Origin of the sequence: Alkalicoccus luteus (genome assembly GCF_052061695.1) — a bacterium.
In the GTDB taxonomy this organism is placed as follows: domain Bacteria; phylum Bacillota; class Bacilli; order Bacillales; family Salisediminibacteriaceae; genus Alkalicoccus; species Alkalicoccus luteus.
In genome coordinates this window covers 1-23,429 of sequence record NZ_JBPZEY010000010.1, presented here as the reverse complement: position 1 = coordinate 23,429, position 23,429 = coordinate 1, and the positions used below count along the sequence as shown (strand labels likewise).

Annotated in this window: 22 protein-coding genes; 11 read left to right on the top strand and 11 right to left on the bottom strand. The window is 51.9% G+C overall.

Annotated features, from left to right (window positions below):
* Window positions 1-18: 18 nt before the first annotated feature.
* The 11 genes from ACSZLD_RS13210 to rpmH form a co-directional block, all read right to left on the bottom strand.
* Window positions 19-870, bottom strand: a complete 852-nt coding sequence (locus tag ACSZLD_RS13210) for a ParB/RepB/Spo0J family partition protein (protein WP_377908885.1) — start codon at window positions 868-870, stop codon at window positions 19-21.
* Window positions 863-1,624 carry a ParA family protein gene (locus tag ACSZLD_RS13205; protein ID WP_377908884.1) on the bottom strand — a complete coding sequence of 254 codons (762 nt, stop codon included), beginning with the start codon at window positions 1,622-1,624 and terminating at the stop codon, window positions 863-865. The genes ACSZLD_RS13210 and ACSZLD_RS13205 overlap by 8 nt, the downstream gene beginning before the upstream one ends.
* A 219-nt stretch (window positions 1,625-1,843) precedes the next feature.
* Entirely contained in the window at window positions 1,844-2,701 is an 858-nt protein-coding gene (gene noc, locus ACSZLD_RS13200) for a nucleoid occlusion protein (protein ID WP_444685445.1), read from the bottom strand.
* 119 nt (window positions 2,702-2,820) lie between these two features.
* The gene (gene rsmG / locus ACSZLD_RS13195; RefSeq protein WP_444685444.1) at window positions 2,821-3,537 is read right to left on the bottom strand and encodes a 16S rRNA (guanine(527)-N(7))-methyltransferase RsmG; all 717 of its coding nucleotides are present in this window, start codon (window positions 3,535-3,537) and stop codon (window positions 2,821-2,823) included.
* A 16-nt stretch (window positions 3,538-3,553) separates the two neighbouring features.
* The gene (mnmG, locus tag ACSZLD_RS13190; RefSeq protein WP_444685443.1) at window positions 3,554-5,446 is read right to left on the bottom strand and encodes a tRNA uridine-5-carboxymethylaminomethyl(34) synthesis enzyme MnmG; all 1,893 of its coding nucleotides are present in this window, start codon (window positions 5,444-5,446) and stop codon (window positions 3,554-3,556) included.
* A gap of 16 nt (window positions 5,447-5,462) precedes the next feature.
* The gene (gene mnmE / locus ACSZLD_RS13185) at window positions 5,463-6,839 is read right to left on the bottom strand and encodes a tRNA uridine-5-carboxymethylaminomethyl(34) synthesis GTPase MnmE (protein WP_444685442.1); all 1,377 of its coding nucleotides are present in this window, start codon (window positions 6,837-6,839) and stop codon (window positions 5,463-5,465) included.
* A gap of 183 nt (window positions 6,840-7,022) precedes the next feature.
* Complete coding sequence (gene jag, locus ACSZLD_RS13180) at window positions 7,023-7,643, bottom strand: RNA-binding cell elongation regulator Jag/EloR (protein ID WP_377908879.1); 621 nt, start codon at window positions 7,641-7,643, stop codon at window positions 7,023-7,025.
* Window positions 7,643-8,452, bottom strand: coding sequence for a YidC family membrane integrase SpoIIIJ (gene spoIIIJ, locus ACSZLD_RS13175; protein WP_444685441.1), 810 nt, complete (start codon window positions 8,450-8,452; stop codon window positions 7,643-7,645). Before spoIIIJ ends, jag begins: the two co-directional genes overlap by 1 nt.
* A 15-nt stretch (window positions 8,453-8,467) precedes the next feature.
* Complete coding sequence (gene yidD, locus ACSZLD_RS13170; RefSeq protein WP_377908877.1) at window positions 8,468-8,725, bottom strand: membrane protein insertion efficiency factor YidD; 258 nt, start codon at window positions 8,723-8,725, stop codon at window positions 8,468-8,470.
* A gap of 7 nt (window positions 8,726-8,732) precedes the next feature.
* The gene (gene rnpA / locus ACSZLD_RS13165; protein WP_377908876.1) at window positions 8,733-9,095 is read right to left on the bottom strand and encodes a ribonuclease P protein component; all 363 of its coding nucleotides are present in this window, start codon (window positions 9,093-9,095) and stop codon (window positions 8,733-8,735) included.
* Between the two features lie 220 nt (window positions 9,096-9,315).
* Window positions 9,316-9,453: a 50S ribosomal protein L34 gene (gene rpmH, locus ACSZLD_RS13160; RefSeq protein ID WP_168008743.1), complete on the bottom strand. Its 138-nt coding sequence runs from the start codon at window positions 9,451-9,453 to the stop codon at window positions 9,316-9,318.
* 767 nt (window positions 9,454-10,220) lie between these two features.
* On the opposite strand from rpmH, the gene dnaA reads away from it, so the two are divergent.
* From dnaA to ACSZLD_RS13105, 11 genes are all read left to right on the top strand, one after another.
* Window positions 10,221-11,576 (top strand): chromosomal replication initiator protein DnaA, encoded by a 1,356-nt coding sequence (gene dnaA / locus ACSZLD_RS13155; RefSeq protein WP_377908875.1) that lies wholly within the window; start codon window positions 10,221-10,223, stop codon window positions 11,574-11,576.
* A gap of 169 nt (window positions 11,577-11,745) precedes the next feature.
* Window positions 11,746-12,888, top strand: a complete 1,143-nt coding sequence (dnaN, locus tag ACSZLD_RS13150; RefSeq protein WP_377908874.1) for a DNA polymerase III subunit beta — start codon at window positions 11,746-11,748, stop codon at window positions 12,886-12,888.
* 273 nt (window positions 12,889-13,161) lie between these two features.
* Window positions 13,162-13,380, top strand: a complete 219-nt coding sequence (gene yaaA, locus ACSZLD_RS13145; RefSeq protein WP_377908873.1) for a S4 domain-containing protein YaaA — start codon at window positions 13,162-13,164, stop codon at window positions 13,378-13,380.
* An 11-nt stretch (window positions 13,381-13,391) separates the two neighbouring features.
* Entirely contained in the window at window positions 13,392-14,513 is a 1,122-nt protein-coding gene (gene recF / locus ACSZLD_RS13140) for a DNA replication/repair protein RecF (protein WP_444685440.1), read from the top strand.
* Window positions 14,514-14,524: 11 nt separating this feature from the next.
* Window positions 14,525-14,803 (top strand): extracellular matrix regulator RemB, encoded by a 279-nt coding sequence (remB, locus tag ACSZLD_RS13135; RefSeq protein ID WP_377908871.1) that lies wholly within the window; start codon window positions 14,525-14,527, stop codon window positions 14,801-14,803.
* Between the two features lie 30 nt (window positions 14,804-14,833).
* Complete coding sequence (gyrB, locus tag ACSZLD_RS13130) at window positions 14,834-16,750, top strand: DNA topoisomerase (ATP-hydrolyzing) subunit B (RefSeq protein ID WP_377908870.1); 1,917 nt, start codon at window positions 14,834-14,836, stop codon at window positions 16,748-16,750.
* 144 nt (window positions 16,751-16,894) lie between these two features.
* Window positions 16,895-19,438, top strand: a complete 2,544-nt coding sequence (gyrA, locus tag ACSZLD_RS13125; RefSeq protein ID WP_377908869.1) for a DNA gyrase subunit A — start codon at window positions 16,895-16,897, stop codon at window positions 19,436-19,438.
* 253 nt (window positions 19,439-19,691) lie between these two features.
* Window positions 19,692-20,810, top strand: coding sequence for an HD-GYP domain-containing protein (locus ACSZLD_RS13120; protein WP_377908868.1), 1,119 nt, complete (start codon window positions 19,692-19,694; stop codon window positions 20,808-20,810).
* Window positions 20,811-21,342: 532 nt separating this feature from the next.
* Window positions 21,343-21,693: a YflT domain-containing protein gene (locus ACSZLD_RS13115; RefSeq protein WP_444685439.1), complete on the top strand. Its 351-nt coding sequence runs from the start codon at window positions 21,343-21,345 to the stop codon at window positions 21,691-21,693.
* Complete coding sequence (locus tag ACSZLD_RS13110) at window positions 21,653-22,936, top strand: cytochrome P450 (RefSeq protein WP_444685438.1); 1,284 nt, start codon at window positions 21,653-21,655, stop codon at window positions 22,934-22,936. The genes ACSZLD_RS13115 and ACSZLD_RS13110 overlap by 41 nt, the downstream gene beginning before the upstream one ends.
* A gap of 48 nt (window positions 22,937-22,984) precedes the next feature.
* Window positions 22,985-23,269: a hypothetical protein gene (locus ACSZLD_RS13105; RefSeq protein ID WP_444685437.1), complete on the top strand. Its 285-nt coding sequence runs from the start codon at window positions 22,985-22,987 to the stop codon at window positions 23,267-23,269.
* Window positions 23,270-23,429: the final 160 nt, after the last annotated feature.

Sequence of the window (23,429 nt, the reverse complement as noted above, 5' to 3'; positions counted from 1 at the left end):
GGCGGCTTCTTTGCGAATTCAGCTGTCGGACTCCTGGTTCAGCAGGTGAACGATCCGCTCCAGTTCTTCTTCGTTTTTATAGTCGATTTCAATTTTATTTTTATGCTTGCCTTCCCGTATCGTCACGTTTGTGCCGAAAAACGATTTCAGCTGAGATTCGCGGGCGCGGGCAAAGCTCGAAATGCGCCGCTTCGGCTTCGTTTCACGTGAAACGTTCTCGTTCAGCTCCTTCACCGTCTCTTCCAGCCGGCGTACGCTCATCTGCTCGCGTACGATTTTCTGCAGCAGCGGGCTGATGTGTTTTTCCTGCTTCAAGCCAAGCAGCGCGCGGGCATGGCCGGCAGATAGTTTTTCCTCTGCCAGATAGTCCTGGACGATCTGCGGCAGCTGCAGCAGCCGGATGTAGTTTGCGATGTGCGGACGGCTTTTACCGAGCCGTTCGGCGAGCGCTCCCTGCGTCAGCTGCAGGTGCTCCATCAGTTTTTGATACGACTTCGCTTCTTCGATCGGACTGAGGTCCTCGCGCTGCAGGTTTTCGATCAGGGCGAGTTCCATCATGTCGCTGTCGCTCATGTCCTTCACGACGGCGGGAATCGTCTCTTTTTCTGCAAGCTTAGAAGCACGGAAGCGTCGTTCACCGACGACGATTTCGTAGCCTTTAATGCTCTTTCGGAGCGTAATTGGCTGAATGACGCCGTGCTGCTGAATCGAATCAGCAAGCTCACGGAGAGATTCTTCCGGGAAGGTGTGCCTTGGCTGATACGGATTGGCCCGAATCTCCTTCAGCTTAATTTCTTCCACCGTTGTTTCCTGCTCATCCGATGCGTCCGGAAAGAAGGCGTTGATTCCTTTTCCTAACCCTCTAGCCATGGCTGATCACCTCCTTCGCCAGTTCACTGTACACTTCTGCGCCGCGCGAGCGCGGGTCATAGGTCACGATCGACTGCCCGTGGCTCGGTGCCTCACCGAGGCGGACGTTGCGCGGAATGATCGTTTCAAATACTTTATCGCGGAAATACTTTTTCACTTCTTCAATCACCTGAATGCCGAGATTCGTGCGGGCATCGAGCATCGTCAGCAGGACGCCCTCGATTTTCAGGTCATGGTTTAAATGCTTCTGCACGAGCCGTACCGTGTTCAACAGCTGGCTCAGCCCCTCCAGCGCATAGTACTCACACTGCACCGGAATAACAACAGAGTCGGCTGCCGTCAGCGAGTTGAGCGTCAGCAGTCCGAGTGACGGCGGACAGTCAATGATAATGTAGTCGTATCGGTCCCGAATATGTTCAATGGCATTTTTCAGGCGGACTTCACGGGAAATCGTCGATACGAGTTCAATTTCCGCGCCGGCGAGCTGGATAGTTGACGGTAAAATGTCGAGGTTTTCCGTCGCTGTCGGCACGATAATCTCATCCGCGTCAGCGTCTTCCACCAGTACGTTATAAATACAGCGGTCGATATCCCCTTTGTTGACACCGATGCCGCTGGTCGTATTTCCTTGCGGATCTACATCGATAATCAGCACATTCCGGCCCTCCTGGACAAGACTCGCGCTGAGATTGACGGCAGTCGTTGTTTTGCCGACCCCGCCTTTCTGATTAGCTATCGCAATCACTTTCCCCACTTTTCGATACACCTGCCTCATCTGCACTGCTTTTCTTTTTATTCTATCACGAAATGTCTGAAAAAAAATGTCTCTCCCGGAACTCCTGCAAAGGTCGCAGAAGCGACAGCGTAAAACACGGAGCTGCAGACGCCGTCTGCCCTCGTCCAGCTTCCGTGCACCCGGCCGCGGCACTCCTATAAAAAAAGCCTCCGGCTCGACGCCGGAAGCGGAAAAAACTTATTTTTTCGGGATGCGGATCGTGAACTGGAAGTACTCCTCATGCTCTTCCTCATCCGTATCGATGGACATGCCGGTCTGCTGCACCATGTCGACTGATTTGCGGATCGTGTTCATCGCAAGCCGCATATCTTTTGAGACGGCTTTGCGGACCGGCTTTTTCTTTTTCGGCTTTTCTTCCGGCTCTGCAAGCAGCGCCTCGATTGCCTCTTCCGTCTGCTTTACATTCCATTCGTTTTCGATGATCTGCGTCAGGATCTGCCGCTGCAGTTCCTCCTCTTTTACGCTGATCAGCGCCCGTGCGTGACGCTCGCTGATCTCCCGCTTTAACAGGGCATCCTTCACGACGCTCGGCAGCTGCAGTAAACGGAGCTTGTTGGCTACGGTCGACTGTCCCTTGCCGAGCCGCTGCGCCAGGCTTTCCTGCGTCAAACCGTGCAGCTCCAGCAGCCGTTGATAGGCATTGGCCTCTTCAATCGACGTGAGTCCCTCCCGCTGCAGGTTCTCTATCAATGCTACTGATGCGGTTTTCGTATCGTCAAAGTCTTTTACGACGACCGGAACCGTTTCAAGTCCGGCCTTCTGCGACGCTCTCCAGCGCCGTTCACCGGCGATGATTTCAAATGCGCCGTCCCGTTCACGGACGACGATCGGCTGAATCATGCCATGTGTATGGATCGTCTGAGCAAGCTCATCAATCCGGTCTTCATTGAAGACCGTACGAGGCTGAAACGGGTTCGGCTTCAATCTGGAAACCGGAACCTGCTTCACCGCCTCCTCCCCCTCGAGCAGAATATCTTCTGAGGAAGCATCCTTTTTATCCGACAAACCAAATAGTTTTGAAAATGGCTGCTTCACGGTGACACCACCCTTAAAAATCTCCCGCCCGGCGCGATGAGGCTCAGACGGTCGTTCCGTAACACGTGCTCGTCTCCTTAGCGATTATACCATGAATTGATGTGGAGAATACATGGTCTTCACAGGATCGGCTGTTTGTTCGGCGTTCCTGCTTTACGCGGATACTTCTTTGGCGTGCGCTTTATTTTTTTCACATGGATAATCGTGCGGTCGCCGCCGTCTTCCGGAAGTGCGAACGTTTCTTCTCTGCTCGTTTTCCCGCCGAGCAGCGAGACGGCCTTTTGTCCGTCCTTCATTTCTTCTGCCGCTCCGCTTGCCTTCATCGCGATGAAGGTACCGCCGTTTTTCACAAGCGGCAGACAGAGCTCCGTCAGCACCGGCATGCGCGCCACCGCCCTGGAGATCGCCACATCATACTGCTCGCGGTGCTCAGGACGCTGGGCAAACTGCTCGGCCCGGTCGTGGTAAAAGGCAACTCCGGTCAACCGGAGTTCTTCTGCAAGCGCATTTAAAAACGTGATCCGCTTATTTAACGAATCGACGATCGTCACATCGAGCTTCGGAAACACAATTTTCAGCGGCAGACTCGGAAAACCGGCTCCCGCTCCCACGTCAACGACGCGGAGCGGGCGGTTAAAATCAAAGTGGAAGGCTGCGGTGAGCGAATCGTAGAAATGCTTTAAATATACCGCATCCCGTTCGGTAATCGCGGTCAGATTCATGCGCTCGTTCCAGTCCACAAGTACTTCGTAGTAGCGGTTAAGCTGGGTTTTCTGGTCGTCATTGAGCTGGATACCATGCTGCCGGAGCGCCTGGTCCATCGTCTGTTCGTTCATCGCATTTCCGCCTTCCTTAAGATTCTGAAGCTACTTTCTGCAGCCGGCCCTGCTCGAGGTAGACGAGCAGCACGGACACATCAGCCGGATTGACACCGGATACGCGGGACGCCTGGGCGACGGAGAGCGGCCGTACTTCAGACAGCTTTTCTCTCGCCTCCAGCGCCAGTCCGCTGATCGCATGGTAGTCGAGGTCTTCCGGCAGCTTTTTGTTTTCCATCTTCTGCAGCTTTTCTACCTGCTCCAGCTGCTTGGCAATATAACCTTGATACTTCACCTGGATTTCTACCTGTTCTTTCACGTCTGCATCCAGTTCTTCCGAAGACGGCGTCATCGCTTCAATCACCGGGTAGGTGATTTCCGGACGCTTCAGCAGCACGGCTGCGTTCATCGCCTCTTCAAATACCGATGATCCCGCTTTTTCCATCACCTCTGCCGTTTCCGGCGTTGCTTTAACTGTCGTCTTTTCAAGACGCTTTATTTCCCGGGAAATAGCTGCTTTTTTTGCTTCAAAAGCGGCATAGCGCTCATCGGAAATCATACCGACTTCTCTGCCCTTTTCCGTCAAACGCAGATCCGCGTTATCGTGACGGAGCAGCAGACGGTATTCCGCACGAGACGTGAGGAGTCGGTACGGTTCTTCCGTGCCCTTTGTGACAAGATCGTCGATCATAACACCGATGTACGCTTCAGAGCGGTCGAGAATAAGCGGTTCTTTGCCAAGCACCTTCATAGCTGCATTGATTCCGGCCATGAGTCCCTGGCCGGCTGCCTCTTCATAGCCGCTCGTACCGTTAATCTGGCCGGCGGTAAACAGCCCGCTGATTTTTTTCGTTTCCAGCGTCGGCCACAGCTGGGTCGGAACGATCGCATCGTATTCAATCGCATAGCCCGGGCGCATCATCTGCACGTGCTCAAGCCCTGGAATCGTGCGGAGAATGCGGTGCTGCACGTCTTCCGGCAGGCTCGTCGACAGCCCCTGCACGTACACTTCCTGCGTGCTGCGTCCCTCCGGCTCCAAGAAGATCTGGTGGCGCGGCTTATCGCTGAAGCGTACGACCTTGTCTTCAATGGACGGGCAGTAGCGCGGTCCGGTACCCTCGATCATGCCGGAGTACATCGGCGAGCGGCTCAGGTTGTCATTGATATACGTGTGCGTATCCTCATTCGTATACGTGAGCCAGCACGGCAGCTGATCGGTGATATATTTCGTCGTTTCATAGGAAAAAGCACGCGGAACGTCATCTCCCGGCTGAATTTCCGTTTTGCTGTAGTCGATCGTGTTGCTGTTGACGCGCGGCGGCGTTCCTGTTTTAAACCGCTCCATTTTGAAACCGAGCTTCTGCAGATCATGGGACAGGTTGATCGACGGCTGCATATTGTTCGGACCGCTTTCGTAGGAAAGCTCCCCGAGAATCACTTTTCCGCGCAGGTACGTTCCGGTTGTCACGATGACCGCCGGTGCGTGATATTCTGCTCCGGTCTGCGTGACAACACCTTTTACCGTATCGTCTTCTACGATCAAGCTTTCCACCATTCCCTGACGCAAAAGCAGGTTCTCCGTCTCTTCGATCGTCCGCTTCATTTCCTGCTGGTACAAAAACTTGTCCGCCTGCGCGCGCAGTGCACGTACGGCAGGTCCTTTTGCTGTATTCAGCATGCGCATTTGAATGTGGGTCTTATCGATATTGCGGGCCATTTCGCCGCCGAGTGCGTCGATTTCACGCACGACGATTCCTTTTGCCGGTCCTCCGACAGACGGGTTGCACGGCATATAGGCGACCGCATCCAGGTTCAGTGTCAGCATCAGTGTTCTGGCGCCGGCGCGGGCTGAAGCCAGTCCAGCTTCGACCCCGGAGTGTCCGGCCCCGATGACAATAACGTCAAAATCTCCTCCGTTGTAACTCATGATGGTATTCCTCCCTTTATTTCCCTAAGCAAAACTGCGAAAACAACTGATCAATCAAGCTTTCCTGCACGCTTTCGCCAATCACTTCCCCGAGTACTTCCCAGGCCCGTGTGATGTCGATCTGCACCATGTCTACCGGCATGCCTGATTCTGCTGCGGTCAGCGCTTCTTCCACTGCGCGCTTTGCCTGCTCCAAAAGCGCAATGTGCCGGGAGTTGGACACGTACGACAGATCGCCGCCTTCCATATCACCTGCGAAAAACAGGTCCCGGATCGCCTCTTCCAGCTCATCGATGCCCTCATCCTGCAAGAGCGAGGTCGTAATGACCGGTCGGCCGTCCGCCAGCTTCTCTGCTTCCTCCAGTGACAGCTTCTGTTCCAAATCGGTTTTATTAATGATAATAATCGCGTCCTGCCCTTTCAACAGCTGAAAGAGCTCGCGGTCTGCGTCTGTTATGGCTTCATTATAATTTAACACAAGCAGGGCCAGTTCGGCATCCTTGATTACCTTGCGGGAACGCTCTACGCCAAGCCGCTCGACGATATCTTCTGTTTCGCGGATTCCTGCTGTATCAAGCAGACGAAGCGGGACACCGCGGACGTTCACGTACTCCTCAACTACATCGCGGGTCGTCCCCGGTATATCGGTGACGATTGCTTTGTTTTCATGAACGAGGCTGTTCAAAAGCGAAGATTTTCCGACGTTTGGCCGGCCGATGATCACTGTCGACAGCCCTTCGCGGAGGATTTTGCCCTGGTGGGCGGTCGTGAGCAGATGCTGTACCTCCTGCCGGACAGCCTCGCCTTTTTCCTGAATCATCTGCAGCGTCATTTCCTCTGCGTCGTATTCCGGATAGTCAATGTTCACTTCGACGTGAGCGACTGTTTCTAAAAGTTCCTGCCTCAGTTTTTTTACCTTCTCGGACAGGCGTCCTTCTACCTGGTTCATCGCCACATTCATCGCTCGGTCTGTTTTGGCACGAATCAGGTCCATGACGGCCTCAGCTTGGGACAGATCGATCCGTCCGTTTAAAAAGGCCCGCTTCGTAAATTCCCCTGGCTCGGCCAGACGTGCACCGTGTACGAGCGTCAGCTGCAGCACACGGTTGACACTCGTCAGACCTCCATGGCAATTTATTTCAATGATATCTTCTTTCGTATACGTTTTCGGCGCCCTGAGAACGGACACCATCGATTCTTCTATTGTGTCGCCCGTTTCCGGGTCCTGAATGTGCCCGTAGTTAATTGTATGCGACTCCGCATCGGCGAGGGAGGACGAGCCGACGTAAAGCTTGTCGGCAGTCTCCACCGCTTTCGGCCCGCTGATCCGGACAATGCCGATTGCCCCTTCGCCCATCGGCGTTGAAATTGCTGCAATTGTATCCATTTCCATTCGTCCTTCCCTCCCGCTGGTCGATTTCCGATCATTCGATTCCAACTAAATAGACTATCACAAAAGACGGTCTGTTAAAAGCACAAAAGCCTGTACACACGCAAAAAAATCCCGTTCCGGGCGTCGGATCCGGAACGGGATTCTGCGGTTATTTCACGATCAAGCTGGTGTTCATGTGAAGTATCATGACGTTGGAGCAATCACGATGCGGCGGTTCGGCTCTCTGCCATCGGAATAGGTCGTCACGTCGCCACGGTTTTGAAGGGCGGTATGAATAATCTTCCGCTCCATCGCACTCATCGGTTCCAATCTGACTTCCTGGCGGATGCGGACGGCTTTTTGCGCCAGCCGGTCTGCCAGTGTTTCCAGTGCTTCCTTCCGTCTCGCACGGTATCCTTCTGCATCCAGATAAATCCGTACGTATTCGTCCGCATGTTTGTTGGCGGCGAGGTTGACTAAATATTGAAGCGAGTCGAGCGTCTGCCCGCGTTTTCCAATGAGCACGCCGATGTCGGATCCGGTAATGGAAAAATACAGATCGTCTCCCCGGTGCTCTTGTTCCACGCTGGCGCTGACGCCCATTTTATCGATGACGTCCCTTAGAAACACGAGCCCTTCCTTTACAGGATCGGGCCGGCGCTCCAGTTCCACAACGGCAGGTCTACTGCCGAGAAGGCCGAGGAAGCCTTTCTGCGCTTCCTCGATGACACGGACGTTCACTTCATGTTCTTTTGCTTCAAGCTTTTCAAGCCCTGCTGCAACTGCTTCCTCTACTGTACGCCCTGACACCGTCACTTTGTTCACTAGCTCTTCGCTCCCCCCGCTTTCGCCTGTTTGGCGGTTTCTTTTTTCTTACCTACGTTAGGACCAGTGATAAAGTAAGTCTGTACAATCATAAAGAGGTTCCCGATCACCCAGTAAAGCGCTAGTGCGGATGGGAAGAACGCCGCGAAGGCCATGATCATGATCGGCATGATATACAGCAGTGCTTTCATCTGCGGGTTATCCTGCACCATCATCATCTTCTGCTGGATGAACGTTGTTGCTCCTGCCACAAGCGGCAGGATGAAATATGGGTCCGCAGCACTCAGCTCAAACCACAGGAAGTCCTGCGGCGTGCCGGTATAGCTTGGATCAACGTCCGGATTAATCTGCGGCGTACGGATAATCGCGTGGTAAAACGCGATCAGAATCGGCATCTGAACAAGAATTGGCAGACACCCGGCAAGCGGGTTGACGCCGTGCTTCTGGAACAGCTGCATCATTTCCTGCTGCAGCTTCTGCTGCGTCTGCTGGTCCTTCGCGCTGTATTTCTCGCGGAGTTCCTTCATTTGAGGCTGCAGCGCCTGCATCGCCTTCGTACTCTTCGTCTGCTTGATCATCAGCGGCAGGATAAGAATACGCAGAATAATCGTTACGATAATAATCGCAAGACCGTAGCTGTTATTCAGCGCTTCCGCAATCGTGGTCATCAGCCAGGACAGCGGGTAAACAAAAAACGGGTCCCAAATACCATCATTTGTTGATGTGATCGGCTCATTGATGTTAAAACACCCGGACATGAGCAGCATCACACCGATAAACATGGATGCAATACCTAATTTCTTAACCACTCTTGGTCCTCCTATCTATTTTCGACGAAAATGCTCCGATTCCTGCCGGTTCCGCTCTTTCTTTTCCGGAACGTAGTCGATCCCTCCCGGATGAAACGGATGGCACTTCAACAGTCTCCTTACCGTCAAATATAAACCCTTCAGCGCTCCGTGCGTGCGGAGCGCATCGAGGCTGTACTGGGAGCAGGTCGGATAAAACCGGCAAGAAGCCGGCGTGAAACGCGAAATGTACTTTTGATACATCCTTACAAAAAAAGCGAGAAACTCCGCCATCTCCTGTTCACCTCCGCTGACTGGAAACAGAACGGTCGACAAGCTTGGCAACCTTCATCACGTGACGGAGCGACTTCTTCATCTCATCGAACTCCATATCCGCAGCCGGCTTTCTGGCGATGATCACGACATCGCAGTTCTGCTTTAAATCCGCAATCATTGGACGAAGCGCTTCTTTCATCAGCCGCTTGATCCGGTTGCGGCGGACTGCATTGCCAAGCTTTTTGCTGACAGACAGCCCGATGCGGATATGCTCCTGCGCATCACGATGAAGCCGATACACGACAAACTGACGGTTGGCAGCGGAATGGCCGCTTCGGAAAACAGTCTGGAAATCCTCATTTTTTTGTAAACGGTTTTCCTTTTTCATGCACGGGCACCTCTCTATACAGCGCCTGTGACGCTATTCATTTTACCTAATCTTTCTGCCCCGTTCAATCATTGGCAGTGACTGTTTTGTGACGTTCAGGCAAACAAGAAGCTGCCACCAGGTCGACCCGGGACAGCTGCGGCCGGCATCCGGCGGACCGGATCACGTCACGATATGCTTCCTGTAAAAAAAGACCACTGTATGAGCAGTGGCCTTTTCTTTACGCAGAGAGAACCTTGCGTCCTTTACGGCGTCGGTTAGAAAGAACCTTACGACCGTTCTTCGTAGCCATACGCGTACGGAAACCGTGGTTCATCTTACGCTTACGGTTATTTGGATTGAATGTCGGCTTACCCATGAGTCACACCTCCTGTTTCAGCGTTCATGAAACAATAAGTTTTCGAATTCATTATTGTCCAGCGCGATCTCGCCTAAAGTAATGCTCCTTCAGGCAGTCTTGTAAATTATAATTTCTTCACCCCCTTCTGTCAAGCGCTCATTTTGCCGGAACGAGCACCGCAGCTCCGTTTTCTAAGCGTGGACCGCCATGCTGCCGGCAGATCGTATTTACACCGTTTCTACCTATTAAGAAAAGGTGACTAGTATGCCCCTTAAGTAGATTGCTTCCTCTTTTACGCAAGTCTGTTATCCGATTTCTGTCGACGACAGGCAGCCGGCTCTCCTTTCCAAAACCTGTACGAAACTGCCTGTGGATAAACTTTTCACCGCCGTTTTTTTCTTTCCACAGTCCTCTCCAAGGGTTTTTCACAGTATCTTGTGTTGTGGATAATTTTTAGCCACAAGGGGTGGAATAGTGTGGATAACTTCATAAGATGATTGCCATACGTGCTTTTTTTTGATACGATAGTGATGTTTTTTCGCGTGGAAAACCTCACGCGCTACATAATCTATCCACAGTTGTGTATAACCGTGTGGATAGTTATACAGATACTCTTAACAAGCTTATCCACAATTATGTGTACAGCGTTAATAACCCTGTTTTCTTCTATAATACATGTTCTGCACATTCCGCTGTGTGTATCTTTATTCAGGCACGTTGTTCAGAGGTTGTACATAGAAAGGATAGGCTGTTCTAAAACAGGCTGGATAGAAGGAGGGACATGCGTGGAAAACTTAGACGATCTCTGGAAGCAGGCGCTTGCCAAAATCGAGGAGAAGGTCAGCAAACCGAGCTTTGATACGTGGTTCAAAGACACGGCAGCTGATGCGATCGACCAGAGCTCCAATATGATTACGATTATTGCGCCGAACGAATTTGCACGGGACTGGCTCGAAAACCGGTACTTTACCATCATCACGGAAACACTGCAGGAACTGACGGGAGCCGAGCTGGAAGCCCGCTTTGTGCTTCCGAAAGAAGAGATAGCCGAGCCCGAACCGGATCTGGCCAAAAAACCGCCCGCGCCGCCGGCGGACAACGGCGACGATCCGCCAAAGCACATGCTGAACCCGAAGTATACGTTTGATACGTTTGTCATCGGGAGCGGGAACCGGTTTGCCCACGCAGCTTCTCTGGCCGTAGCTGAAGCTCCGGCGAAAGCCTACAATCCGCTGTTTATATACGGTGGCGTTGGACTTGGCAAGACGCACTTAATGCACGCAATCGGCCACTATGTGATTGATCACAATCCGAATGCCAAAGTCGTTTATTTATCATCTGAAAAATTTACGAATGAATTTATTAATTCCATCCGGGATAACAAAGCGGTACATTTCCGCAACAAGTACCGGAACGTGGACGTGCTGCTGATCGACGACATTCAGTTTCTCGCCGGGAAGGAGCAGACGCAGGAGGAATTTTTCCATACGTTTAATTCCCTCCATGAAGAACGCAAGCAGATCGTGATCTCCAGCGACCGTCCGCCAAAAGAAATTCCAACGCTTGAGGACCGGCTCCGCTCCAGGTTTGAATGGGGACTGATCACGGATATTACGCCGCCGGATCTGGAGACGAGAATTGCGATTCTCCGCAAGAAAGCGAAAGCGGAAAACCTCGATATTCCAAACGAGGTCATGCTCTATATTGCCAATCAGATCGACACGAATATTCGTGAACTGGAAGGCGCCTTGATCCGGGTTGTGGCGTATTCGTCGCTCATTAATCAGGACATGAATGCCGATCTTGCTGCAGTCGCTTTAAAGGACATTATTCCGAATACAAAATCCCGTGAGATCACGATTGAGGACGTTCAGTCTTCCGTGGCGGCGGCTTACGGCGTGCGTGTAGAGGATATGAAGGCGAAAAAGCGGACAAAAACCGTCGCTTACCCTCGCCAGATTGCGATGTATCTTTCGCGTGAGCTGACGGACCACTCCCTTCCTAAAATCGGAGCTGCTTTTGGGAAGCGGGATCATACGACCGTGATTCATGCACACGAAAAAATCTCCAAGCTGCTTCAGGAGGACCCGGAGCTGCAAAAGCAGGTAGAGGATATTACAACGCAGCTGCGCTCCGGCTGATTGTGTAAAATGTGGACATCCCGCACGCACTTATGCACAGGTTATCCACATGTGAATAAGTTCACCTTACAGGCTCTTTGCGTGGTTATCCACAAATCCACAGCGCCTAGTACTATTACTACGGCAAGTTCATTAATTAATATTATATTTATCAGGGAGGTTCCACGTTATGAAATTTACTATTCAGAGGGACGTTTTCGTTCAAAATATCCAGCACGTTTCAAAAGCCATCTCCTCCAGAGCATCTATGCCGATTTTATCTGGGTTAAAGATCGTTGCATTTGACGAAGGGGTGACCCTGACAGGCAGTGATTCCGATATTTCCATTGAAGCTTACATTCCTGCAGAAGACGGTGACAATCAGATCGTTGATATTGAACGGCCAGGATCGATCGTCCTCCAGGCAAAGTATTTCGCTGATATCATCAAAAAGCTGCCGGAGACGACGGTTGAAGTGAGCGTGAACGACCAGAACGTAACAAAAATCAGCTCCGGAAGCTCCGAGTTTAATTTGAATGGACTCGATCCGGATGAATTTCCACGTCTTCCTGAAGTGGAGCAGGGCAATGCGTTTCAGCTGAAGACAGATCTGCTGAAAGCATTGATTAAACAGACGGCTTTTGCCGTTTCGACTGCGGAAACCCGTCCTATTTTGACCGGGATCCACTGGGGACTGGAAGAGGGCAAGCTCATGTGCACCGCGACGGACAGCCACCGCCTGGCCATGCGTGAAGCGGCACTTGAAGACAGCCCGGCAGACATGGAATTCTCCAACGTCGTTATTCCTGGTAAAAGCCTGTCGGAGCTCAGTAAAATTCTTGACGACACCGAAGATACAATCAGTGTCACTGTGACTGACAACCAGTGCCTGTTCAAAACGAAGAACATTCTCTTCTTCTCACGGCTGCTGGACGGCAACTATCCGGCAACGAAAAATATGATTCCAACGAGCTCCAAAACAGAGGTTCAGGTACAAGCGAAAAAGCTGCTGGCGGCCATTGAGCGTGCGCTGCTTCTTTCCAGAGACGGTAAAAATAACGTCGTGAACCTGAAGTCCATCGGGGAGTCAACGCTTGAGATCACCTCGGTCACACCGGAAGTCGGTAAAGTAACCGAGGAAGTAGCGTGCGACAGCTTCGGCGGGGAAGAGCTCCGTATTTCCTTTAACGGAAAAAACATCATCGATGCCCTCCGCGTGATTGAATCCGATGATGTCACGATCCAGTTTACGGGAGCAATGAGCCCGTTTATCATGCGCCCGGCTGACCGTGACTACATGCTTCACCTGTTCTCGCCTGTGCGGACATACTAATTTTAAACTTGCCGACCCGCTGTTCCGGACGTTTTCGGAACAGCGTTTTTTTAAGCTGCTGCCGGCTTTAAAGCAATAAAGCAGGGGGGGCGATGAAACGAGACAAACACGGCTCAACAAGCCGGAAATAGAGAAAAAAAGAACCAACTGCTGATGCCGGAACATTTGTTCGTAAAACTGAGAATTAATATTGGCGTCATGCGTCAATCTTTAGTACAATGTATAGTGAGAGATTTTGTGTACGTATTTGTACAGAAAGCGAGTTGACGGGGCATGAACGAGGAAATTACCGTGCGTGGCGAATTTATTACGCTCGGGCAGGCGCTGAAAGAAGCAGCTGTCATTTCAAGCGGCGGCGAGGCGAAGCCGTTTTTGGCAGAAGTTCCGGTATTGGTGAATGAGGAAGCCGAAGACCGCCGGGGAAGGAAGCTCTATCCTGGTGACCACGTTGTCATCGAAGGGATCGGGGAGCTGACGATCATCGGTGAGTAGCGGAGGCACTCTTGCATATACATGAACTGAAGCTGAAGGACTATCGCAACTATGAGGACGTCACGCTGCCCTTTAAGGATCAGGTAAACGTGATTCTTGGGGAAAATGCCCAGGGAAAGACGAACCTGATGGAATCGATCTATGTACTGGCCATGGCCCGCTCCCACCGTACACCGCGCGACCGGGAATTGATCCGCTGGGATCAGCCGTTTGCACGGGTGGGCGGAAGCTTTACGAACCGCCACGGCAAGTTTGACATGGAGCTCGTCTTTTCGAAGCAGGGCAAAAAGGTAAAAGTGAACGGGCTCGAAAAAAAGCGCCTCAGCGACTATATCGGAACGTGCACGATCGTCATGTTCGCCCCCGAAGATCTGACTCTTGTAAAGGGAAGCCCGCAGGTGCGCCGGCGGTTTCTCGATATGGAAATGGGTCAGATTAACTCTGTTTATCTGTACCATCTTTCTCAGTACTACAAAGCATTGAAGCAGCGCAACCAATGGCTGAAAGATATCCGTGACAAACGCAAGACACCGGATGAAGCAATGCTCGACGTCATGACCGAGCAGCTGATTCAATCCGGAGCGGAGCTGCTCGTCCGGCGCTTTTCCTTTCTGGACACGCTCGAAGCCTGGGCAGCCCCGATTCACCGCGACATCAGCCGCGGGAAAGAAGTGCTGACGCTCTCCTATGAGCCGACCGTGCCGGCAGAAGCGGGCATGAATGCAGCAGAAACTGCCGACGTGCTGCGCGCTGAATTCAGCCGTGTCCGCGACCAGGAGCTCAGGCGCGGGACGACCCAGATCGGACCACATCGTGATGATCTGGCGTTTTTTGTGAACGGACGCAGCATTCAGACATACGGCTCGCAGGGGCAGCAGCGGACGACGGCCCTGTCGCTCAAGCTTGCTGAGATTGAGCTGATCCACGAAAAAACCGGCGAATATCCGATTCTTCTGCTGGACGATGTGCTGTCTGAGCTGGACGACCACCGGCAGACGCATCTGCTCAATTCCATCAAAGGGAAAGTGCAGACGTTCGTGACAACGACCAGTGTCGACGGCATCGATCATCAGCTGCTTCGCGAAGCGGCCACGTTTTACGTCCAGGAAGGAACGATTGTCCGGAACGAATAAGGAGGCGCCCCATGTTTATTCATCTAGGCGGAGATATCGTATTGAAGGCAGAACGGATCATCACGATTCTCGATCACCAGAGCGAGGAAGCTTCGGCGGAAAACAGAGCCTTTATGAAGCGGAGCCGCGACGCCAAGCAGACAGTGGAGGTTACCGGTGATCCGGCGAAGTCAATCGTCGTCACCGATGACTGCATCTATCTGTCTCCGATCTCGTCGCATACGCTGAAACGCCGGGCCGAAAATAAAACGATTGCCAACACGGAAGAAGAAGAATCCACCCGCCCATAAGCGTGCGGGAAGAAATGCAGGTGAGGAACAATGAGTGTGGATAATAATCAGTCCTATGATGAGAGTCAAATTCAGGTTCTGGAAGGGTTGGAAGCTGTCCGTAAGCGTCCCGGAATGTACATCGGTTCCACGACAAGCCGCGGACTGCACCATCTTGTCTGGGAAATTGTAGATAACAGCATCGATGAGGCGATGGGCGGTCACTGTGATACGATCCACGTCACGATCGGAGAAGACAACTCGATCACCGTTGAGGATAACGGCCGGGGGATTCCGGTCGGTATTCACGAAAAAATGGGCCGTCCTGCTGTAGAAGTAATCATGACGGTTCTGCACGCCGGCGGTAAATTTGGCGGCGGCGGCTACAAGGTTTCCGGCGGTCTGCACGGGGTCGGGGCTTCGGTTGTTAACGCCCTGTCCACAAAGCTTGAGGTAAACGTTCATCTTGACGGTAAAATTCACTTCATCGATTTCCGCCGCGGTATTCCGCATACGGAGCTGCAGGTCATCGGTGAGACAGATAAACAGGGAACCGTGATCACGTTCTGGCCGGACGAGGAGATTTTCTCCGAGACGACCGAATTTGAGTTCGATATTCTCGCAAACCGGCTGCGTGAGCTTGCATTCCTGAACCGCGGACTGCGCATCTTCGTAAAGGACGAGCGTGAGAATGGGCGCGAAGCAGAATATTTTTACGAGGGCGGTATTCAGTCGTTCGTCGAACACTTAAACCGTACCAAGGAGGCGCTGCACGAGCCGCCGATCTTCCTTGAAGGCGACAAGGAAGGCATTCATGTCGAGGTGGCAATGCAGTACAACAACAGCTTCTCCAGCAACATTTATTCGTTTGCGAATAACATCAACACGCATGAGGGCGGAACGCACGAGTCCGGCTTTAAAACCGGACTGACGCGTGTTATTAACGATTACGCCCGCCGGAACAACCTGTTTAAGGAAAACGACCCGAATCTGATCGGCGACGATGTCCGGGAAGGGCTGACGGCGATCATCTCGGTTAAAATTCCGGATCCGCAGTTCGAAGGCCAGACGAAAACGAAGCTCGGCAACAGCGAAGCCAGAACGATCACCGATTCGCTTTTCTCGGAGCACATGGCCAAGTTTCTGGCCGAGCATCCAACGGTTGCCCGGCAGATTGTCGATAAAGGCTTGATGGCGTCACGCGCGCGAGATGCGGCGAAGAAAGCACGGGAGCTGACACGGCGTAAATCGGCGCTTGAAGTGAGCGCGCTTCCGGGCAAGCTTGCAGACTGCTCATCACGCGATGCGTCGATCAGTGAAATTTACATCGTTGAGGGTGATTCCGCGGGCGGTTCTGCCAAACAGGGACGCGACCGTCATTTTCAGGCGATCCTGCCGCTTCGCGGTAAGATCATTAACGTCGAAAAAGCACGCCTGGATAAAATTTTGTCCAACAATGAAATTCGGGCCATCATTACAGCACTCGGCACCGGGATCGGCGAGGATTTTGATATTTCCAAGGCACGCTACCATAAAATTATCATTATGACGGATGCCGACGTCGACGGCGCGCACATCCGCACGCTGCTGCTCACATTCCTCTACCGCTACATGCGGCCGCTGATTGAGGAAGGCTACATTTACATTGCCCAGCCGCCTCTTTATCAGATTAAGCAGGGTAAGGCGATTCATTATGCATACAACGAGAAGGAAATGGAGCGGGTGCTGAGCGAGCTCGATCCGACTCCAAAGCCGGCGCTGCAGCGCTATAAGGGTCTTGGGGAAATGAACCCGACTCAGCTTTGGGAAACGACAATGAACCCGGATATGAGAACCGTGCTGCAGGTGAACCTGAATGACGCGATGCTTGCAGATGAAGTATTTGAAACGCTGATGGGAGACCGGGTAGAGCCGCGCCGCGACTTTATTCAGGCCAACGCCCACTACGTGAAAAATCTCGATATTTAACAACGGCTGGCACCGTGCTCATCAGAAGCACGGGCAGCGTTTTACCAATACGGCGGGGCAGCATGCTGTCCTGCCTACATAGTCGAACAGGCGGCACAGCTGCTGAATACGGGCTTTCACGGCCCGGAGGATGGAGGGTCATGAATGGCGGACCAGGAAAACAGAAATGATCGGGTACACGACATTAATATCAGTCAGGAAATGCGCACATCATTTATGGACTATGCGATGAGCGTTATCGTCAGCCGTGCGCTGCCGGACGTGCGTGACGGACTGAAGCCGGTGCACCGGCGTATTCTTTATGCAATGAATGAACTCGGCATTACAGCCGATAAAGCGTATAAAAAATCAGCCCGAATCGTCGGGGAAGTAATCGGTAAGTATCACCCGCACGGGGACTCTGCCGTATACGAAACAATGGTACGGATGGCGCAGGATTTCAGCTACCGCAACATGCTCGTAGACGGACACGGAAACTTTGGTTCCGTCGATGGAGACGCGGCAGCAGCGATGCGTTATACAGAAGCAAGAATGTCAAAGATTTCCATGGAACTTGTGCGTGATATCAATAAGGATACAATTGATTACCAGGAAAACTATGACGGCTCCGAGCACGAACCGAAAGTGCTGCCGGCCCGTTTTCCAAACCTGCTCGTCAACGGCACGTCAGGTATTGCCGTCGGAATGGCGACGAACATTCCGCCGCACAGCTTAAATGAAGTCATTGACGGTGTGCTCGCTCTCAGTGAGAACCCGGAGCTGACGTCAGTTGATCTGATGGAGCATATTCCCGGGCCGGATTTCCCGACTGGAGCAGAAATCGTCGGTATTTCCGGCATCCGTCGCGCCTATGAGACAGGCAAAGGCTCGATTTTAATTCGCGCCAAAGCGGATATTCAAGAGAAAAACGGCAAGCAGCGGATTATCGTAACCGAACTGCCGTACCAGGTGAATAAAGCCCGGCTGATTGAGAAGATCGCAGAGCTCGTCCGCGATAAGAAAATTGACGGTATTACTGATCTGCGTGATGAGTCGGACCGGACAGGTATGCGTATCGTGATTGAACTGCGCCGCGATGCCAATGCCAACGTGCTGCTGAACAACCTCTATAAGCAGACGGCACTGCAGACAAGCTTCGGGATCAACATGCTCGCACTCGTTGACGGACGTCCGCAGGTGCTCCCGCTGAAAGAAGTGCTGTCTCACTACCTGGAGCATCAGAAGGTTGTCATTAAACGCCGAACAGCTTACGAGCTGAAAAAAGCCGAGGCCCGTGCACATATCCTGGAGGGACTGCGGATTGCGCTGGACCACCTTGATGAAGTCATTGAGTTGATTCGTGCGTCTCAAACGACAGACATCGCCAGAAACGGGCTGATGGAGCGGTTTGAGCTGTCTCATGAACAGGCACAGGCGATTCTTGACATGCGTTTGCAGCGTCTCACCGGCCTCGAGCGCGATAAAATCGAAGGCGAGTATAAAGACCTCATGGCGAAAATTGAGGAGCTGCGCGCGATTCTCGCCGACGAAGAAAAGGTGCTGGAAATTATCCGCGAGGAGCTGTCCGAAATTCGGGACCGTTTCGGTGACGACCGCCGTACGATCATTACGATCGGTGAAGATACGTTTGAGGATGAGGATCTGATTCCGCGTCAAAACGTCGTGATCACACTTTCCCATCAAGGCTACATCAAGCGGCTTCCTGTCTCGACCTACCGCAGCCAGAAGCGCGGCGGACGGGGCGTCCAAGGAATGGGAACGTATGACGAAGATTTCGTACGCCACCTGTTTATCACGAATTCGCACGATCACCTCCTGTTCTTTACGAACAAAGGAAAGGTGTATCGGATTAAAGGCTATGAGGTGCCGGAGCAGAAGCGGACCTCTAAAGGAATTCCGATCATCAACCTGCTCCAGATTGATCCGGATGAATATATCAGTACCGTTATCCCGATCTCGTCCTTTGAAGAAGAGGAGCGTTCGCTGTTCTTCATGACGAAATACGGCGTGGCGAAACGAACGGAGCTGAAGGCGTTTAAAAACATCCGCCGCGGCGGCTTGTTTGCCATCAAGCTGCGTGAAGGAGATGAGCTGCATGGCGTCAGGCTGACAAACGGTGACCAGGAGCTGATTACCGGGACGCGCCAGGGGATGTCGATCCGTTTCCACGAAAAGGACGTACGGTCCATGGGCCGTACGGCAGCCGGGGTAAAAGGCATTCAGCTCGGCAAAGACGATGAAGTGGTCGGAATGGATATTTTATATCCGGACCAGGATGTACTCATTGTGACCGAATCAGGCTTCGGAAAACGGACACCAATTGAGGAGTACCGCGAACAGTCCCGGGGCGGTAAAGGGATTAAAACGTGCAACATCACCGATAAGAACGGCAGCGTTGTCTCTCTGAAGGTTGTGGCAGAAGATCATGATCTCATGGTTATCACGACGAACGGGGTTGTGATCCGTATGCATGTAGCGGAAATTTCACAGACCGGACGTAATACGCAGGGTGTGCGTCTGATCCGGGTAGCCGACGGGGAATATGTATCGACCGTCGCACGAGTTAACATCAGCGAGGATGAAGAAACGCAGGAAATTGAAGAAGGCGAGCACACATCAGATGAGCTCGAAGAAGCACCGGAAGCAGAAGCTTCCGAAGAAGAAAGCGAAAGCGAGAACGACGAATAACGTGAGAGGGCGGCTCCCGGGATGATTACCGGAGCCGCCTTCTTTGCCGTTTTGGGTACATCGATGCTAAGGCGCTTCATCCTTTTGGTTATTGCATGGCGGGAGGTGTTCACAAGTATAGCCAGCTGTCCGATAGAAGCAGTAAAGGCTTTTATAATGAGTCGTTAGACCTTGTTATATCCTCTATAGCTTGACTATAGTCCTGCTTTAGAGTCATGATAAGAGACAGCAGAGATAAAAAGGAGCGGGTTTCATGCACGTGTATGTAGAGGATCTGGTACCAGGATGCATTTTGCAGCAAGACGTCATGAAGCTGACTGCGAAGCCGCTGGTGCCAAAAAAAACGGTTTTGCAGGAGGAGCATCTCCACATCTTAAAGACGTTTCTTGTAGAAAGTGTGCATACGGAAGCGAAGCTTGTTGACGGCACAGCCTTTCAGCCGGAGCGTCAGCTGCAGGAAAAGCAAAAGAAGAGAGGTCCGGCAAAGGTGAGTCTGCTGGATGACAATGATTCCTTTACGAACCGCTACTTGCGGACGGTGCAGCTGTTTAAAAAGGAATTTCAAAAATGGCAGGGCCGCCTTCCGATCGAGCCGTATACAATGCGGCAGCTCTTTTTGCCGCTTTATGAAAAGGAGCCGACAAACCGTGAACTGCTGGAGCTGTATCACTTCAGTGATAAAACGAATTACATTTATTATCATGCTGTGGCTGTCGGGGTTTACAGTGCGATGCTCGGCCGCTGGCTCGGCTATGAGAAAGCGGACGTGATTCAAGTCGGTCTGGCCGGCATGCTCGCAGACTGCGGCATGTCCCGCCTTTCCTATGATCCTTTTCAGAAGAAAGGGAGCCTTAACAAAGATGAATTCGATGAACTGAAAAAGCATCCGGTGCTCAGCTACCGTATGCTGGAGAAGGTGCCCGGCTTCAATAAAAAAGCGATGCTCGGTGTCCTGCAGCATCATGAGCGTCTGGATGGAAGCGGCTATCCGCTTGGCGTTTCCAAAACCAAAATTCATGCCTTCGCGCGCATCAACGCCATTGCGGATACGTTTCATGCAATGACGGCAGAACGGCTTTACCGGGCCAAAATGTCTCCCTATCACGTTTTGGAGCAGCTGGCTGCCGGGGAATTTCCCGGACTCGACCCGGCGATGACCGCCTGCTTTACTGGACAGCTGGCGGTACTCACTGTCGGGCAGTCGGTTCAGCTTAACAATGAAAGCTCGGCAGAAGTTCTCTACGTTCGCCCGGAAAATCCGCTGCGCCCTGTCGTGCGGCTTGAGTCTGGCCAAGAGCTGGACCTTGCAAGTCATGCCAATCTGTATATTGTAGAAGCATCGGCCTCCTCAGAAGCAGCAGCCTCCTCTTAACCAGCTGCCTGCTCAGCTTACTAATCCACATTAAACGGCGATGAAGTTCCGCTCGTGTGATCGGCCGTTCAGCGTTCGAGCTGCAAGAGAATCGACTGCGCTTCGCGCTCCCGGAGAACGTTGTGAAGCGCCGGCATCGCGATTCGCACACGAAACGCGGGCATAGGTAAGCTCCAATCGGCAGCAGCAGGCGAAAATCGAATGACTCGATTTTTGGAGAACCAAAACGAAGCGGTTAGCTGAGCCCATTTTCTCCGGAAAACAAGTGCCCGCAGATACAGGCAGATGCAAAACTATTCACCTAACGTGACTTTATCAATACGCTCAGAACCGGCGCGGCATCACCGCTGCCGGTTCTCTTTTGTATGCGTCGATGTCCTCAGCGTGTAAACGTTGTTGAAGGTTTTGACAGGCAGCGAACAGCGTACTTTTACCTAATTATGCTAAAAATGTTTTTCCAGTTCCTGCACGTGGTACACCTCTACTAACGCTGCCAAAACAGCAGAACTTATACGTTATAGAGAGGATGAGCATGATGCAGCCGATTTTTAAAGAGTTTCACAATGACCAGGAGGTCGTCGAAGCCATTCAGTCACTGAAAAGCAAAAACATCAACGAGGACGACATTTACATCATTACCCACGATGAGGATCGAACGGATCGAATTGCGGACGAGGCGGAAGCAAACACCATCGGATTGGATGAAGAGACGCTTGGCACTGCTGCGCGCAACCTGTTCCGTAAAAAAGGGGATGAACTGCGTGCAAAGCTGGAGGAACTCGGATTTGAAGAATATCACGCAGAAGAACTGGAAGAAAAGCTGGACGAAGGAAAAGTAATAGTTGTCGTCCAACATGCACCTGAGGGATTTGATATTTATTAACAACAAGCGCAGTATTCCATCAGAAGAAGGCATGGATCATTCGTTGAAGCTGCTCAAGGAAGGCTATCAGTTTATCCTGAACCGCCGTTATACAATGGATGCCAATATCTTTGAGACGAAGCTACTCGGAGAAACAGCCATCTGCCTGACAGGAAGCGAGATGGCCGAGCTTTTTTACGATACGGATAAATTTAAGCGTGAGGGAGCAGCGCCAAAGCCTGTGCAGAAAACGCTTTTTGGAGAAGGCGGCGTACAAAGCCTGGATGGGGAAGCCCATCATCATCGGAAAGCGATGTTCATGCGGGTGATGAAGCCGGATGACCTTCAGACGATCCGCCGGCTGTTTGCAAAACACTGGCAGAAGGATGCTCGCGCCTGGGAACAGCAGGACGAGATCCAGCTGTATGAAAAAGTAAAAACCGTATTGTTTAAAGCAGCCTGTGAATGGACAGGTGTGCCGCTTGAGGAAAATCCGGAAGACCGTGCTGATCAGATCAGCGAGATGTTTGAAACTCCAGCGCATATCGGAATCCGACATTTAAAAGGCTGGAAGGCTAGATCTGATGCAGAGAAGTGGATGGCCTCATATGTAGAGGAGGTGCGGAACGGAGAACGGAGCGACGCAGCGGGCACACCGCTGGAAGCATTCAGTCTGCACCGTGATCATCATGGAGAGCTGCTGGATGCAGAAACAGCTGCTGTCGAACTGCTGAATTTGATTCGCCCGATTACGGCCATTTCCGTATATGTGGCGTTTGCGGCTTTAGCTCTGCATGAATACCCGGAAGAAGCTGCCAAGCTCCAGTCAGAGGAAGCTCGTGAACGCTTTGTGCAGGAAGTTCGCCGGTACTATCCGTTCTTTCCATTCACAGCTGCCCGGGTAAAGCAGGATTTTACGATGGGAGAGCACACGTTTAAAGAAGGGACGCTTGCACTGTTAGATTTATATGGTACGAACCATCATCCGGATGAATGGGAAAATCCCGGACGGTTTCAGCCATCCCGCTTCGAAGGATGGCAGGGCACCCCTTTTCAGTTTATTCCTCAAGGCGGAGGCGAGTTTGATTTCGGTCACCGCTGTGCAGGTGAGTGGATGACGGTCGAGCTTTTAAAGGAAAGCGTTCTGCAGCTTCAGGAACATCTCAGCTACGACCTTCCCGAGCAAAACCTTTCGTTCAGCCTGACGACAATTCCCACGATCCCGGAGAGCGGGATTGTTCTAAAGAACGTGCAGCCGGTTTAACAGCTGCCTTCTGAGCCTCGTACCAGATCATCGGTATGGGGCTTTGCCGTGACAAATGGAAACGGCGTCTCATTCTTATATAGAAGAAACGAAGCAGATTCTGACGCTTTTCATGCGCAGATGTTCATTGAAAAATGCCTTGAACACCCTCTTTTTAAACGGATTTTGCTGAAAGAAAAGCAGGTCGAGTTAAATAAGAATTCTGAATACGAAAAAAGACTTGCAGGAAGTAAAACTTCCGTGATATATTTAATCTCGCTGCTGAGGAACACAGCATCACAGCGGCGCAAACAGTTCAAAAAAAGTATTGACTTATTTGAAGTGCTGTTATAAAATGTAATAAGTCGCTCTTAAGACAGAGCGGCATTTGCTGTCCTTTGAAAACTAAACAAAAGACAAGAAGAAGGAAAGAGAATGAATCATTCTCTGTCAATTTTTGAAATACAGGAATCTTTAGCCAGATTCCGTTCTGACCGACCGGGAAACCGGGAGG